The organism is Desulfobacteraceae bacterium (genome assembly GCA_022340425.1).
Taxonomy (GTDB): domain Bacteria; phylum Desulfobacterota; class Desulfobacteria; order Desulfobacterales; family JAABRJ01; genus JAABRJ01.
In genome coordinates, this window is sequence record JAJDNY010000195.1 from 1 (window position 1) to 15,003 (window position 15,003).

The window sequence follows — 15,003 nt, forward strand, 5'->3', positions numbered from 1 at the left end:
CCGTAACCGGCTGCAACAAGGCCGCTGCCCCGAGTGCGGCCAGAGAATTGAGGGTGTGGGGCTATAGTTGCCCTCGGCCTTTGAAGCCTGCGGAAACACGCTTCCCGTCCGCAGACTCGCAAATACCGCACCGAAAGTGCGGTGCGCGGCTGTCACACGGCGGATTCACCGTAAAACCGGACAGTCCTTAGGCCCCATGAAAACTTTAAAAAGGAGGACACTCCAAATGGCCGGCGACCCTCAAAAATACACCTGCGCCCACTGCGGTTACGAATCCTCGGGGAAATTTGTCGGGGATATTTGTCCAAAGTGCGGACTGACCTACTGGAAATGCGGGCACTGCGGCTTTCTCGTCACCGCCTCCAAAACCCCCGTGACATGTCCGCAGTGCGGTCAAAAATGCGAATTCAGGAACGTCACCTGCTACCTTCCGGAGTGCGGGGGCCCCGGGCACGTCGACCCCCGGCTGTAAACAAAAAAACACGTCACGCCCGAAACGCAAGGCTGACCTCCCATGGGAGTGCAGGATTCCCTGAAAACCCTGAATCAAGCCATCCGCGGCTGCACCCGCTGCAGGCTGGCCGAAACCCGCATCCACGCCCTGTGCGGGGAGGGTCCGCCGGATGCGGACCTTCTGCTGGTGGCCCAGGCACCCGGGAGGGTGGAGGACCGCCAGGGCCGAATGTTCATCGGACCTTCCGGCCATGTGCTCGACGAACTGCTGCAATCGGCGGCCATCGACCGCGAGGCGGTTTACATGACGAACCTCGTCAAGTGCATGCTGCCCAAATACCGGCGGCCCAAGGCCGACGAGATCGCCAGCTGCAACCGTTGGCTGGAGGGCGAACTCGCCTTGATCCGCCCGACCGTGGTGGCATCGCTGGGTTTTTTTGCGACCCGCTTCCTTTTTGGCAGGTATGGCCTGGCCCTGCCGCCGAAAGCGGAATTCAGCAGCATCTACGGCCGGCGGGTGGCGGTGGGCGACACCATCCTCCTGCCGCTGCAGCACCCCGCAGCGGTCCTCTACAACCCGGCCATCAAAGCGGTGATGATTCGCAACTACCGCCTGCTGGGGGAAATTTTTGCCGATGTGATCAAGACCCCAAAAAGGACGCGGCCGCCATGACAACTCGCCCCGTGAAGATTCCAATCCAAAAATTGCGCATCACCGTGGTCTACGACAACAACCCGGGGGCGCCCGGCATAGCCCCCGACTGGGGGTTTGCCTGCCTGATCACAGGCACCCCGCGGCCCGTTCTCTTTGATACGGGTGGCAGCGGCACGATCCTGTTGGGCAATCTGGGGCGACTGGGGATCGATCCCGGAGAAATCGGGGTGATTTTTCTCTCCCATTTCCACGGCGACCACACCGGCGGCCTGACGCAACTGCTTCAAAAAAACAAACACGCCACAGTCTGTCATCCGGCCTCGTTTCCGGCCAAGTTCAGCGCTGCGCTGAACCGAAGCGGCATCAGGGCCCAAGCCCTGCGGGCGGCCACGAAGATCGACGACGGCGTTTACACCACCGGGGAGCTGGGCACCTGGATCAAAGAGCAGTCCCTGATGATCCCGACCGAGAAGGGAACGGTCCTGATAACGGGCTGCGCCCATCCCGGGATTGTGAATATCGTGGCGGCAGCCAAAGCCATTCTCGGTTCCGATGTTTATCTTGTGATGGGCGGATTTCATCTGGGGGGTCTGGGTGAAAACAAACTGGTGGAAATCATCAACGCTTTCAAAAAACTGAACGTGACGTCTGTCGGCCCCTGCCACTGTTCGGGAAATACGGCCAGACGCCTGTTCAAAAACGCCTATAATCGCTATTATGTGGATATTGGTGCAGGCAGCGTGATCAATTTAAAAAGGGGGGACCATGTTTGAAAAAATCCTGGTGGCGACCGACAACCTATCTTTTTGTGATGCCAAGGTCAGAACGGCCGCAGCGATTGCGGCCCGGGAGCGGGCGACGCTTTACATTCTGCATGTTCTTGAATCCACGTCTTCGGTTTATCGGAATTTTGTCACGGATTTTCAAACCGGCGAAGAAATCCTCGCAACCCCTGAATATCAACAGACCGTTAAAGAAGCGCTTGATCGAAATTGCGAAAGTGTTCTAAAAAAATGTAAGGCCCATGAGATCGAAATCGCACTGGGATACCCTTGGGAAGAGATCCTGAAACGCGCAAGGGATAAAGGAGCTGCGCTCATCATTTTAGGCCCCCACACCGGTGAGGCCGAACAAAAGGGGGTGGTCAGGGCAAGGGGCAGCATCGGCAGCACGCTGCAGGGGGTCATCACCCATGAACGCTGCCCGGTGATGATCATCCAGCGTCCCGTTCCAGAAGACCGTTTGAACTTCAAAAACGTGATGGTCTGTGTCGATTTTTCCGACTCCTGCCGGCACGCGCTGGAATTCGCAAAAAAATTGGTGCATCTTTTCGGTTCCAGGCTTTTCATCTTTCATGCGGGCACACTCCCCGCAGCGGATGAGGCCCTGCCGTCGACAGTTCCTGCGGCCGCTGGGGAATTGAGGGAAAAGCTTGAAAAATTTTGCGGAGGCATCCCCGACAACATTCCATATGAAACGCACCTGGCCGAAGGTCGTGAGCCTTGTTCGGAAATCCTCAAATTCGCCCTGGATAAAGACATCCAGCTGATTGCCATGGGCTCGCACACCAAAGAAAAGGGGCCCAAATGGCATGTGGGCAGCGCGGTCGCGGACGTCAGCCTGCGGGCGGAATGCCCGGTGGTTGTCGTTACGGATCCCAAAGCGCTTCGGGGCATGACGGTTTAAAGAGAGCGTTTCAAGCCAGTACCGGCCTCGGGGCCGATGAGCAGGCGGCCGCAAAAATGCCGGGCTGTCGGCGGCGCTTGCCCCCGCCGCAATGGCCTAAGTTCAGGCCCCCCACCCAGAAGGGCGTCCGTGAAAAAGAGAATCGAACATCTCAACCTTGTGCTGCGCGCCATCCGGCGGGTCGATGAGCTCATCACCCGCGAGAAGGATCCGGATCGTCTGTTGCAGGGGGTCTGCGACAACCTGATCGAAAACCGCGGCTATCACAACGCCTGGATCGTTCTCCTGGATCCCTCCGGGGGTTTTTTGAAGGCCGTTCAGGCCGGTTTGGGATCGGATTTCCAGGGGCTGGTGGCGCAGCTGGAACAGGGCGAATTGACCCGCTGCGGCCACTTGGCGCTGGCGCGGACCGGTGTAGTGGTCACCGCGAACCCGCTGGTGGACTGCCCGGACTGCTCGCTGGCGCGCAAGTACAGCGGCCGCGGGGCGATGACCGTGCGCCTGGCCCATGCCGGCCGGATTTACGGGTTTCTCTCGGTTTCGATCCCCCGCGAGTTGACCCAGGATGCGGAAGAGCAGGCCCTCTTCAGCGAAGTCGCCGAGGACATCGGCTTTGCTCTGCACGGGATCGAGGTCGAGGCGGCGCGCAACGAGGCGGTGGCGGCGCTCCAGGAGAGCGAGGAAAAATTCCGCAAGATCAGCTCCTCGGCCCAGGACGCCATCATCATGATGGACAGCGAGGGACGCATCTCCTTCTGGAACCAGGCGGCCGAAAAGGTCCTGGGCTACAGCCAGGAGGAGGCCCTGGGCCGCGAACTGCACTTGTGGCTGGCCCCGGAGCGCTTCAGGGAGCGCTATCGGCAGGGCTTCAAAGCCTTCCAAGCCAGCGGCGAGGGCCCCGTCATCGGTCAGACCCTGGAGCTCTCGGCACTTCGCAAAGACGGTGAGGAATTCCCCATCGAGCTGTCGGTTTCGGCCGTCAAACTCAAGGGCCGCTGGAACGCCATCGGCATCCTGCGGGACATCAGCGAACGCAAGCTGGTGGAGCGCAAATTGATCGAAGCCAAGGAGGCGGCCGAGGCCGCCACCCGGGCCAAAAGCGAATTTCTGGCCAACATGAGCCATGAAATCCGAACCCCCATGAACGGGGTGATCGCCGCCACCGACCTGGCCCTGAGCGAGGAGCTCTCGCCCAAGCTGGAACATTACCTGAAGATCATCTCCGCCTCGGCCTATTCTCTGCTGGGGATCATCAACGACATCCTGGACTTTTCGAAAATCGAGGCCGGCAAGCTCGATCTGGAGTCGCGGCCTTTCAGACTGGAGAATGTCCTCGACCGGGTAACCGACCTGTTTGGTCCCAAGGCCGGCGAAAAGGGGATCGAGCTGCTGGTCGATCTGGACCCCCAAACGCCCCGGGCCCTGGTGGGCGACCCCTTGCGCCTGCAGCAAATTTTTAAAAACCTGGTGGACAACGCCGTCAAATTCACCCCCTCCGGCGGGATCATCCTGGTGGGCACCCACCCCCCGCAGCCGTTGCCCGAGGAGGTGCAGCTGACCTTTTTCGTTAAAGACAGCGGCGTGGGCATCGCCCCGGAATACCTGCCCAAGCTGTTCGAACCCTTCAGCCAGGCCGACGCCTCCATCGCCCGCAAATACGAGGGCGCCGGGCTGGGGTTGTGCATCTGCAAGCAGCTGGTGGACCTGATGGGCGGCACGATTCAGGTGGAAAGCCAGCCCGGCAAGGGCAGTACCTTCAGCTTCAGCCTGCCTTTTAAGCCGCAGCCGGCCGAGCGCGAAATCCGGCGCACCCCGCCGGTGGAAGTTCAGGGGATCAGCGTTCTGGTGGTCGACGACTGCGCGGCCAGCCGCAGCATCATGCAAAAGACGCTGGACTCCTTCGGCTTCAAGGTCGAAACGGTCTCCTCGGGCCCGGCGGGGCTGAGGCTTCTAACCCACAACCGCTCCCGCCCGGACCCCTTCGAACTGGTGATCCTGGATTGGCTGATGCCCGAACTGGACGGCATCGAAACCGCCCGCAGAATTCGCAGCGACCTGAAGCTCACGCTACCCATCATCATGATGACGGCCTTCGGCCGTGAAAACGAACGCCAAGACGCCCAAAAGGCCGGCATCACCACATTTCTCACCAAACCCGTCTACCCCTCGACTCTTTTCAACGCCATCATGGACGCCTTCGGCCAGCACGGGTTGCGCGAGGTGCGGAACCAGGCGTCGATCACCACCATGGCCTCGATCTACAAAACCCGCCTCAAGGGCTGCCGCGTTCTGGTGGTGGAGGACAACCCCACCAACCAGCAGGTGGCGCAGGCCGTCCTGGAGGGGGCGGGCATCCACGTGGAGATCGCCGCCAACGGCGAGGAGGCGCTGGCGGCGCTGCAACGGGCGCCCTACGACGCAGTCCTGATGGACATCCAGATGCCCCGGATGGACGGCTACGAGGCCACCCGCCGGATCCGTCGCGAGCCGCGCTTCAGCAGCCTGCCCGTTATCGCCATGACGGCCCACGCCATGAAAGGCGACGATGAAAAGTGCCTGGCCGCGGGGATGGACGATTATATCGCCAAACCCATCCAGCAGGACCGGCTGTTCCACACCCTGTGGAAAGCCGTCAAAGACCAGGCCGGCCCCGAGGGGTTCGCCCCCCGCAGCACCGGGGCACCCCCCAGCGAGGCGGTCCCCGCCCCTGCCGGACCCAAGGGTGAGCTGCCGCCGGCGCTGCCGGGAATCCAGATTGGGGAAGCCCTGGAAAATCTCTCCATCGACCCGGCTTCTTTCCGGCGCATTCTGCTGGGCTTTGCCCGGGACAATGCCGACATTCTCGACCGGCTGGATGCCGCCCTGGCGCACCAGGACTGGCCAAGTCTGCAGCAGCTGGCGCACCGCTTAAACGGCAGCGCCGGCAATATTGGCGCGACGGCGCTCAAGGACGCCGCCCAGGCGCTTGAAACCCAGTGCCGGGACCAGGCCCCGGACGCAGGGGTCATCCAGCGGCTGAAAAACGCCTTGCAGCAGGTGTTGGACTCCCTGCAACAGCTTGCGGGTCAGAGCCGCGGCACACCGGCACCAAGGGCGCCGATCGACCCGCAGCAGCTCCGGCCACTGCTGGCCAAGCTGGCCACGGCCCTCGAAATGGCAGACCCGGAGGCCATCGAACCCCACCTGCAGGCCCTGGGGCGGCACCTGGACAGCACCCGGTTCCAGAATCTCGCCAACCAGATCGCCGCCTATGACTACGACAAGGCCCTGAAAACCCTCAAGGGGATCGCCGGCGATCTCGCGGACCCAACCCAAGGGGAGGGACGCGATGGAGAAAGGTGAAAAGGTGGCCCTGCTGGCCATCGGGGTCAACCTCCTGCTGTTCGCCATCAAGTACTTTTTTGCGGGACTCTCCGGCAGCATCGCCCTCAAAGCCGACGCCTTTCATTCGCTCTCGGACGTCGTGGCCTCCACCACGGTTTTGGGCGGCCTGTTCATCGCCAAGCGCAAAACCCGTTCCTTTCCCTACGGGCTCTACAAGGTCGAAAACCTGGCCGCGGTGGCTGTGGCCCTGGCGATTCTTTACGCCGGCTACGAAATCGGCCGGGAAGCCATCCACGGGGGCGCAGCAGAGCTGCGCAACGTACCGGCCACGGCGGCCAGCGTGCTGTGCGCCATGGGGGTCGCATTTGCCTACTCGGCCTACGCCACCCGGGTCGGCAAAGCGATCAACTCCCCGAGTCTGGTGGCGGACGCCAAGCACATCGGGGTCGATATGTTTGCCGGAGCCGCGGTCCTGGCGGGGCTTGCGGGTAGTCTGGCGGGTCTTCCGCTGGACCGTATCAGCGCGTTTATCGTTGTGGCGATCATCGTCTGGGCCGGCGGCAAAATCCTCGGCGACGGCATCCGCGTGCTCCTGGACGCCTCCCTGGACTACGCCACCCTGAGGCAGGCCGAGAAGCTGATTCTGGCGGAACCGCGGGTGACGGCCATCGAGCACCTCACGGGGCGCAACTCCGGCCGCTATAAGTTTATCGAGGCCGATATCCGGCTCAAAGCCCACGAGCTGGACAAGGCCGCATTTATCGCCAACCGAATCGCGGCCAACATTTCCGAAAAGATCAAAAACGTGGACCGGGTGCTGATCCACTACGCGCCGATCCGGAAAGCTTCCCTGGTGTACGCCCTGCCCCTGCAGGATGCGCGCGAAGAGCGGATTTCCGAGCACTTCGGCGATGCCCCCTGTTTTGCGCTGGTCACGGTCGGTATCCGGGAGCGCAAGCCGGTTGCGCATGAGATCCTGGTCAACCCCTTCACCCATGTCAAACACGGCAAGGGCATCCGGGTGGCGGAATTTTTGATCCAACACGGCGTCGACGCCGTGATCACCCGGGAGAGCTTCGCCGGCAAAGGCCCCTTCTACGTCTTCTCCAACGCGGCGGTGGACAGTTTTCAAACCCGGGCGGACACACCCCAGGCGGCCTTGGTGGAGTTGGGGCTGGCAGACGCGGAAAACCGCGCGGAGGGGTGATCGGGGACTGCGGCGGAGAGGAAAAAGGTCGCCGGCGGCCTTCAGCAGGCCGCCAGCGCGATCTGCAGGTCCATCACGTTGGTGCGCGTGGGGCCAGTTTTGAGCAGGTCCCCCAGGCGGTCGAAAAAGCGGTAGGAGTCGTTTTCGTCCAGGAACCGGGCGGGGTCCAAACCGGCCTCCTGGGCCCGCGCCAGGGTCTTCCAGTCGGCAAAGGCGCCCGCCGCATCGGTGGGCCCGTCGCTGCCGTCGGTGCCTGCGCTGAGCACCATGAGGCCGTCTTCGCCGGCGATATCCAGGGCTGCGGCCAGGGCCAGCTCCGTGTTGCGGCCCCCGCGGCCGCCGCCCCTGACCGTGACGGTGGTCTCGCCGCCGCACAGGATGCAGGCCGGCGGCGGCGCCGGGTTGCCGGAGTGGCGGGCTTCGCGCGCGATCCGGCTGATAAAGCGCCCCGCCTCACGGGCCTCGCCCTCCAGCATCGAAGAAAGCACAACGGTGTTGTAGCCCAGCGCCCGACCCTTTGCGGCCGCGGCCAGGAGCGCATCGCGGTTGCCGCCCACCAGCAGGTTGCGAACCCTTTCAAACACCGGATCCCCCGGCTTGGGGGTTTCGGCCGCCTCACCGGCTGCACCGCGCTTCAAATGGCGCCGGACCGCGGGCGGCACCTTGGCCAGCAGGCCGTAGCGGCGCAGGATCCGCAGGCCATCGCCGAAGGTGGTGGGGTCGGCCGCGGTGGGACCCGATGCGATCACGTCCAGATCGTCGCCCACAACATCGGAGAGAATCAGCGCCACCACCCGGGCGGGCGCCGCCGCCCGCGCCAGCCCGCCGCCCTTGATTCGCGAGAGGTGTTTGCGGACGGCGTTGACCTCGTGGATCGTGGCCCCCGAGGCCAGCAGCAGCTCCGTGGTCGCCTGCTTGGCTTTGAGATCGATGCCCTCCACCGGCAGCGGCAGGAGCGCCGAGCCGCCGCCGGAGATCAGGCACAGGACCAGGTCCCCGGCGCCGGCCTGGCGGGCCAGGTCAAAAACCGCGGCCGCCCCCGCCCGCCCGGCATCGTCGGGCAGCGGGTGGCCGGCCTCCCGGATCTGGACGCGGTCCAAGGCGGCCCCGTGGCCGTATTTGACCACCACCAGCCCACCCCAAACGCGGGGCCCCAAAAGTTCTTCGACGGCCCGCGCCATCAGGGCCGAGGCCTTGCCCGCGCCGACCACCAGCACGCGCCCCGCTGCAGGCAGGGCCACATCCTGCCCCCCCGCCAGCAGGCGCCCGCCCTCCAGGCGCAGGGCGCGCCGGATGCAGGTTTGGGGGTCCACCGCCGCCAGGCCGGCTTCAAAAATAGCCCGCGCATGGGATCGCAGGGTCTGCCGCCGCCCACCCGCGGGCGAAGGCACCGACGCGTTCGTCCCGGATCTGGTCTGACCGTTCTCTGACATCCGCACCTCCTTTCCGTCCTGCGCCAACCCCCTTGCCCCGGCGGCGGGCATGCCCACCCCAAAGCCGTCAAAACCCGATGGCACACCCGTCCTTGCGCCGGTCGGAGGCCCCCCACAGCATACCGCTGCGGGGGTCGCGGTAAACCAGCTGAGCCCCGCCAACCTTGTTGACCGGGGTCGCGCTGCGGTCGATGACGTGCCCCAGGCGCTCCAGCCGCTCCACGACCGCCGGGGCGATGCCCTCCTCGCAGTAGACCGTGCGGCCCTGCAGGCGCCGAATACGGGGCGCATCCACTGCCTCCTGGGGGTTCAGACCGAAATCGATCAGGTTGCAGAGCAGCTGCACATGCCCCTGAGGCTGCATGTCCCCGCCCATGACCCCGAAGGCCATCAGGGCGCTTCCGTCCTTGAGCAGCATTCCCGGGATGATGGTGTGCAGCGGGCGCTTGGCGGGGGCCAGGCGGTTGGGGTGGGCGGGGTCCAGGGAAAAGGCGCTGGCCCGGTTCTGCAGCGCGATCCCGGTGCCGGTCACCACCATCCCCGAGCCGAAGGGGGTGAAGATGCTGCTGACAAACGAGGCCGCATTGCCCTCGGCGTCCATGGCGGCCAGGTAGACCGTTTCGGAGGAGGCGAAGGCGAAACCGGGCGGCGGCGGCGCCATGGCGGCATCCGGGCGGATGCGCTGGCGGCAGCGCCGGGCGTAGGCGGCGGAGAGCAGGCAGTCCACCGGCGCGCTGGCGAAGTCGGGATCGGTCACGAAGCGGTCCCGGTTGCTGAAGGCGATCTTGACCGCCTCGATCAGGCGGTGCAGGTGCTCGGCGCTGTTGTGGCCCAAGGCGGACAGATCGTAGCCTTGAAGGATGTTCAGGATCTCCAGGGCGGTGACCCCCTGCCCGTTGGGCGGCAGCTCGCAGACGGTGTAGCCGCGGTAGTCCAGGGCGATGGGGTCCATCCAGGTGGTGCGGTGATCGGTCAGGTCCGCGAGATCGAGCAGCCCGCCGTTTTGGGCCGAAAAGGCCGCGATCGCCTCGCCGATCTCGCCCCCGTAGAAGACCTGTGCCCCGCCGGCGGCGATCTTGCGCAGACTCTCGGCCAGATCCGGGTTTTTGAACACCTGGCCGGGGCGCGGCGCCTGACCCTTGGGCAAAAAGGTCCGCGCCGAACTCTCGTGGGCGGCCAGCAGCCCGGTCGCCTCGCCCCACTCGCCGGCAATCACCTCGCTTACCGGCGCCCCTTCTGCGGCGTAGCGGATGGCGTCCTGCAAGACATCACCCAGCGTCAGGCGGCCGTAGCGTTCCAACGCATCCGACCACGCCCTGAGCGCCCCGGGCACCGTCACCGACAGCATTCCGGTCTGGGGCATGCGGGTGTGGCCGGCAGCCCGCATACCCGCCAGGGTGGCCTTGCGCGGGGCACGCCCGCTGCCGTTCATGCCCACCAGCCGCCGACCGTGGTCGAAGGCGAAAAGGGCGAAGCTGTCCCCGCCGATACCCACCGAATAGGGTTCCACCGCGCACAGGGTCGCGGCCATGGCAACGGCGGCATCCACCGCGTTGCCGCCCGAGGCCAGCACCCGGCAGCCACTCAGGCTGGCCAGGGGTTGGCTACTTGCCACCATCGCCCCGCAGGCCATGCTGACCGACCGCTGGGCGGCGCTGGCCCACTCCCTTTTGCGGTTGAACCTGAATTGCATGTCACGCTCCTCGGGTGTTGGGCCCTCACAGGGCGCTGATCAGCATCCGCGTGGCCACCAGCAGCAGCAGCACGGCAAAGACCCGCTTGAGCCGGTCCACCGGCAGGCTGTGGGCCAGGCGCACCCCCAGCGGGGCGGTCAAGACGCTGGTGACGATGATCCCCAGCAGGGCCGGCAGGTAGACGTAGCCCAGCGAGCGGGGAGGCACCTCCGCCGCCCAGCCGCCGGTGATGTAGCCCAGGGTTCCGGCCACTGCGATGGGAAACCCGATGGCCGCCGAGGTGCCGATGGCCTGGTGCAGCGGGATGTTGCACCAGACCATGAAGGGCACCGACAGCGTCCCGCCGCCGATGCCCACCAGGCTGGAAAAAACGCCGATGACGTTGCCCACCCCGAACATCCCCAGCCGCCCCGGCAGTTGGCGGCTAGGCTTGGGTTTTTTGCCGAGCAGCATCTGGAGGGCCACGTAGTAGAGAAACACCACGAAAAAGACCTTGAGAAAGCGCGTCGAGAGCTGGGCCGCGAAGCAGGCGCCCAGAAAGGTGCCCACCAGGATCCCCAGGACGATGCGCTGCACCACGAGCCACTTCACGGCCCCGCGCCGGTGGTGCGACCAGAAGCTGGAAACCGCGGTGAACATGATGCTGGCCATGGAGGTGCCCAAGGCCAGGTGCATGATGATCTCGCCCGGGACCCCCTGGAGGGTCAGGCAGTAGACCAGCATCGGCACGATCACCAGCCCCCCGCCGATCCCCAGCAGGCCCGCCAAGACCCCGGCTACCGCACCGACCGCGGCGTACATTACCAGAACTGAAACCATTTGGCTGCTCCCTTTTTCCCTTGAAAAGAACTCTGGTCCGCCGGGGTCTCAACGGTTTTGACCAGCCTTGAGTGCGACCGTCGGGATGGCACCGGTCCAGCCCATAACACGCCTGCCGCGCGCGAACAAGGGCGTTGCCAACTCCCCGCGACAGCCCCCGATCAGGCCTCCCAACCGTGCCCCCCGGTGGCCGACGGCAAATGGGGTTTGCAATCCCGGCCCACCTGGGTTAAAGTCGGACTCACATCCGCCGCCAAACAAAGTCGCCCGAGGCCCCCGGGAACTCCACCCCGCCACCCCGCCCGCCGCAGGCAGCGCGCCCCGGCGCAGGCTGCCGCCCCAACCGGCCGCCAAAGGAAAACAGCGCATGCAACCGCACCCGCAACCCGATTGGCTCTCGCGCCTCGTTCCGGTAGACGAGGTCCTCTCCCGCATCCGTCCCGGCATGTCCATTTTTTTAGGCACCGGGGTGGCCGAGCCGCGCACCCTGGTGCGGCGCCTGATGGCTTCCGAGGACAACAACCTCAAAGACCTGGAGCTGGTCCAGATCGCCAGCCACGGCAGCGACATTTCCCTGGACGCGCTGAGGGCCCACAAGTGCCGGCTGAAAACCTTCTTCCCGGGATGGGTCTCGCGCGAGGCCCTGAGCGAGGGGCTGGTGGACCTAATCCCCAGCCGCTACTCCCAGATCCGGCGGGTGATCGCATCCGGCCAGGTGCCCATCGAGGTGGCCTTCGTACAGATCACGCCGCCCAACGAACTGGGCTACAGCAGCCTGGGGGTGGCGGTCGATGTGGCCCGCGAGGCCATGGCCAAGGCCGACCTGGTGGTGGGCGAAATCAACCCGCAGGTCCCCTTCACCCTGGGTGACACGATCGTCTCGGTGGCGGATTTCGACTTGCTGGTGGAAGCGGCCGACCCGCCGGTCTATTTCGAGCACTGGCCCGTGGACCCGATCATGGAGAAGGTGGCGGCCAACATTGCCGCCCTGATCGAGGACGGCGACTGCCTGACCTTCTCCATCGGGTCGCTGTTCGAGGCCCTCAGTCGGCAGTTGGACGGCAAGCGCGACCTGGGGCTGCACTCACCCTTTTTCACCGACGCCCAGATGGATCTGGTCAAGAAGGGGATCGTCACCAACCGCCGCAAAGCGGGCTTCCGGGGCAAGTCGCTGACCTCCTACGCTGTGGGAACGGCTGCATTGATGCAGTGGCTGAACCGAAACCCGATCGTCGAGTTTCAGCGCATCGACTCGGTCTGCGACCCGGTCCAGATCGGCCGCAACCCGAACTTTTTCGGGATCTTTCACGTCCGCAAGGTGGACCTCTCGGGCTTGATCGCCCTCCACGAGGGCAGCACCCGGGTGGCGGTCGGACCCGGCGAGACCATCGATTTCGTGGTCGGCGCCGAGATCTCGCCTGGAGGCCGTTCGGTTTGTGGCCTTCCCAGCCGCAACCGCGAGGGCCGGCCCAACATTCTGCTGTCGATCAAGGACTACCCCAGCCAGCTCAACCTGCGTGAATCGGTCAACATGGTCGCCACCGAGTACGGCGTCGCCCCGCTGAAATGGCGCAGCCTGCGCGAACGGGCCCAAGCCCTGATCGAAATCGCGCACCCCGACGACCGCGAAGGGTTGTTCCGGGAGGCCAAGGCGGCCAGGATCCTCTACCCGGATCAGATTTTCCTGAAGGAAAGCGCCCACCTCTACCCGTCCGAGATCGCCGTGCGACACACCTTCAAGGACGGCCTGGATGTCCGCTTCCGGGCCATCAAACCCTCGGATGAGGGGGAAATGCGGCGCCTGTTCTACCGCTTTTCCGAGCGGGCCGTCTACTACCGGTATTTCGCACCGGTCAAAAGCATGCCCCACGCCCGCATGCAGGCCTACGTAAACGTGGACTACCGCAAGATCCTGTCCATCGTCGGGCTGATCGGCGACCCCGAGGAGGAGCAGATCATCGCCGAGGGGCGTTTCATCCAGGAGCCCGCCACCGGCTTTGCCGAGGTCGCCTTCGTGGTCGACGAGCGCTTCCAGGGGCACGGCATCGCCACCTTTCTCTACCGGATGCTGCTGCGTCTGGCACGGGAGCGCGGCGTCCGGGGCTTCACCGCTGAAATCCTGGCCTCCAACAAGGCCATGCTGCGCATCATGGAAAAGGAAAGCCGCACCATGGAGGCCAGATTGTTCCAGGGGGTTTACGCCCTCAAAGCCCCTTTCGACGACGAAGCCCCACCAACCTGACAGCCGCAAGCGCCACCGCGGATCCCGCGGCCCCTTCAGCAAGCGGGCTTTGGGACATCCCCCGCACCCGGCGCCGACCGCTCCGGCGCCGTCCTTTTTTCCCAACGACGGTCAAGCTTCCGGGCCAAGATCCGATATAAGTTCCATTGCTCCCATCACAATTGGGCCACTTGGTCGACTTGCACGGCAAGCGGGGCATTCCACCCGCGGGCGCGACATCCGACCCAAGGGCAGGTTTCGGTGCCACGTTTCGACCCACCGATGCAAGCGACGGCGCAACCCACCGATTCCTTGGAGGATAGACAGGTGAGCGTGAAATGTAAAAAACCGCTGTTGTGGATTTGCATGGGCCTGATGCTTTTGGGCGGCTGTAAAAATTCGATGGTCGGCCAAGGGGATGTCAGCGGCACTGAAAGCCCCGACCCGGCCGCCTGCTGGGAGGAAGCCGACCGGCTCTACGACGCGGACCAGCGGCCGGCGGCGCTGGCCCTTTACCTCCGGTGCGCAGATGACGGCCATGCCCAGGCCCAGTACATTGCCGGCCATATGCTGCTCTTCGGCGACGGCGTACCCCGCCAGCCCGCCGAAGGCCTGGACTTGCTGGAAAAGTCCGCTGACCAGGGCCATCTGGAGGCCCTGCGGGCGCTGGGCACATACTGCTACAGCGACGATTTCGGCGTTGCCCAAGACCATGCCCGCAGCCGGGCCCTCTTCGCCCAGGCGGCCGCCCAGGAGGACGGGTTTGCAATGATGATGCTGGGCTACATGAACCAGATGGGATACGGGGGTGAGCGCAACCCCGAGCAGGCGGCATACTGGTACCGCAGGGCCTCGGCCGTCGGTTTTCCGCTGCCGTCCGTCATGATGGACGCCAAGACCCAGGCCAATGCCCAAAAAAGCCCTTAAGCATCAAGGTAGTAAAGATTCCTGGCACAGGAGACCACGTTTTTTTGGTTCAAAAAATAATACGTAAAATATGTTTTTCCTGTGTCGATCAAGTTAATTTATGGTACAAAACAAATTAATATAATTTTCTTTAACTGTTCCAGGAACAGAAATGAAAATTCATTCCTTTCAATTGATTCGGTCCAATCAGCGCATCCGGGCTGAAGCAACGGTTCAATGGGAAGATTGCAGTCGCCCCGATCATAAACTGTTTTTTGAAATCGATGCCGATAATGCCAACACCCTGAGCCTTAATCCCCACGCATTTCTCGTGGCAGCTGCCATTCCGGCCCAACATTATGGGGAGCGCCGGGTGAGTATCGATGGCGAAATTTGTCCTGAGCTAAAGGTAAATCTTGAAGAGGCCCTGGCCATTATCCGCTTTTGGTATTACCGCAACCAAAACCGAGCCCCACTGAAAATTGAAGCGCGCACGGGCTGTCGCGCGCCTGCTGCCCCCAAAAGAAATCGCAATGGTTTCTTTTTTTCCGGCGGGGTCGATTCCTTTGCCACCCTCAGAACCAATCATTTGCAAAACAAGCCCG

Annotated in this window: 12 protein-coding genes; 9 read left to right on the top strand and 3 right to left on the bottom strand. The window is 64.1% G+C overall.

The window, feature by feature from the left end:
* The first annotated feature begins 226 nt into the window (after positions 1–226).
* The 6 genes from LJE63_16925 to LJE63_16950 all read left to right on the top strand — a co-directional run bounded on the left by LJE63_16925 (position 227) and on the right by LJE63_16950 (position 7,325).
* Positions 227–472 (top strand): hypothetical protein, encoded by a 246-nt coding sequence (locus tag LJE63_16925; protein MCG6908289.1) that lies wholly within the window; start codon positions 227–229, stop codon positions 470–472.
* A gap of 42 nt (positions 473–514) precedes the next feature.
* Positions 515–1,126, top strand: coding sequence for a uracil-DNA glycosylase (locus LJE63_16930; protein ID MCG6908290.1), 612 nt, complete (start codon positions 515–517; stop codon positions 1,124–1,126).
* The gene (locus tag LJE63_16935) at positions 1,123–1,881 is read left to right on the top strand and encodes an MBL fold metallo-hydrolase (protein MCG6908291.1); all 759 of its coding nucleotides are present in this window, start codon (positions 1,123–1,125) and stop codon (positions 1,879–1,881) included. Before LJE63_16930 ends, LJE63_16935 begins: the two co-directional genes overlap by 4 nt.
* Positions 1,874–2,794 (top strand): universal stress protein, encoded by a 921-nt coding sequence (locus LJE63_16940; protein ID MCG6908292.1) that lies wholly within the window; start codon positions 1,874–1,876, stop codon positions 2,792–2,794. Before LJE63_16935 ends, LJE63_16940 begins: the two co-directional genes overlap by 8 nt.
* A gap of 129 nt (positions 2,795–2,923) precedes the next feature.
* Positions 2,924–6,136, top strand: coding sequence for a response regulator (locus tag LJE63_16945; GenBank protein ID MCG6908293.1), 3,213 nt, complete (start codon positions 2,924–2,926; stop codon positions 6,134–6,136).
* Positions 6,123–7,325, top strand: coding sequence for a cation diffusion facilitator family transporter (locus LJE63_16950; GenBank protein MCG6908294.1), 1,203 nt, complete (start codon positions 6,123–6,125; stop codon positions 7,323–7,325). Before LJE63_16945 ends, LJE63_16950 begins: the two co-directional genes overlap by 14 nt.
* A gap of 41 nt (positions 7,326–7,366) precedes the next feature.
* Here the strand turns inward: LJE63_16950 and LJE63_16955 are convergent, their stop codons facing one another.
* The 3 genes from LJE63_16955 to LJE63_16965 all read right to left on the bottom strand — a co-directional run bounded on the left by LJE63_16955 (position 7,367) and on the right by LJE63_16965 (position 11,271).
* Complete coding sequence (locus tag LJE63_16955) at positions 7,367–8,758, bottom strand: glycerate kinase (protein MCG6908295.1); 1,392 nt, start codon at positions 8,756–8,758, stop codon at positions 7,367–7,369.
* A 67-nt stretch (positions 8,759–8,825) separates the two neighbouring features.
* Positions 8,826–10,451 carry a gamma-glutamyltransferase gene (gene ggt, locus LJE63_16960; protein MCG6908296.1) on the bottom strand — a complete coding sequence of 542 codons (1,626 nt, stop codon included), beginning with the start codon at positions 10,449–10,451 and terminating at the stop codon, positions 8,826–8,828.
* Between the two features lie 25 nt (positions 10,452–10,476).
* Positions 10,477–11,271, bottom strand: coding sequence for a sulfite exporter TauE/SafE family protein (locus tag LJE63_16965; GenBank protein ID MCG6908297.1), 795 nt, complete (start codon positions 11,269–11,271; stop codon positions 10,477–10,479).
* A gap of 367 nt (positions 11,272–11,638) precedes the next feature.
* On the opposite strand from LJE63_16965, the gene LJE63_16970 reads away from it, so the two are divergent.
* The 3 genes from LJE63_16970 to LJE63_16980 all read left to right on the top strand — a co-directional run.
* On the top strand, positions 11,639–13,513 hold the full coding sequence (locus LJE63_16970) for a GNAT family N-acetyltransferase (protein ID MCG6908298.1): 1,875 nt from the start codon (positions 11,639–11,641) through the stop codon (positions 13,511–13,513).
* A gap of 306 nt (positions 13,514–13,819) precedes the next feature.
* Positions 13,820–14,419: a sel1 repeat family protein gene (locus LJE63_16975; protein ID MCG6908299.1), complete on the top strand. Its 600-nt coding sequence runs from the start codon at positions 13,820–13,822 to the stop codon at positions 14,417–14,419.
* 151 nt (positions 14,420–14,570) lie between these two features.
* Positions 14,571–15,003, top strand: a 433-nt coding sequence (locus LJE63_16980; GenBank protein MCG6908300.1) for a hypothetical protein, incomplete at its 3' end; no start/stop codon positions are given.

Coding starts and splice junctions, on each gene's coding strand:
- LJE63_16935 (MCG6908291.1), top strand. CDS start 1,123: ATGACAACTCGCCCCGTGAAGATTCCAATCCAAAAATTGCGCATCACC.
- LJE63_16955 (MCG6908295.1), bottom strand. CDS start 8,758: ATGTCAGAGAACGGTCAGACCAGATCCGGGACGAACGCGTCGGTGCCT.
- ggt (MCG6908296.1), bottom strand. CDS start 10,451: ATGCAATTCAGGTTCAACCGCAAAAGGGAGTGGGCCAGCGCCGCCCAG.
- LJE63_16930 (MCG6908290.1), top strand. CDS start 515: ATGGGAGTGCAGGATTCCCTGAAAACCCTGAATCAAGCCATCCGCGGC.
- LJE63_16925 (MCG6908289.1), top strand. CDS start 227: ATGGCCGGCGACCCTCAAAAATACACCTGCGCCCACTGCGGTTACGAA.
- LJE63_16950 (MCG6908294.1), top strand. CDS start 6,123: ATGGAGAAAGGTGAAAAGGTGGCCCTGCTGGCCATCGGGGTCAACCTC.
- LJE63_16970 (MCG6908298.1), top strand. CDS start 11,639: ATGCAACCGCACCCGCAACCCGATTGGCTCTCGCGCCTCGTTCCGGTA.
- LJE63_16940 (MCG6908292.1), top strand. CDS start 1,874: ATGTTTGAAAAAATCCTGGTGGCGACCGACAACCTATCTTTTTGTGAT.
- LJE63_16965 (MCG6908297.1), bottom strand. CDS start 11,271: ATGGTTTCAGTTCTGGTAATGTACGCCGCGGTCGGTGCGGTAGCCGGG.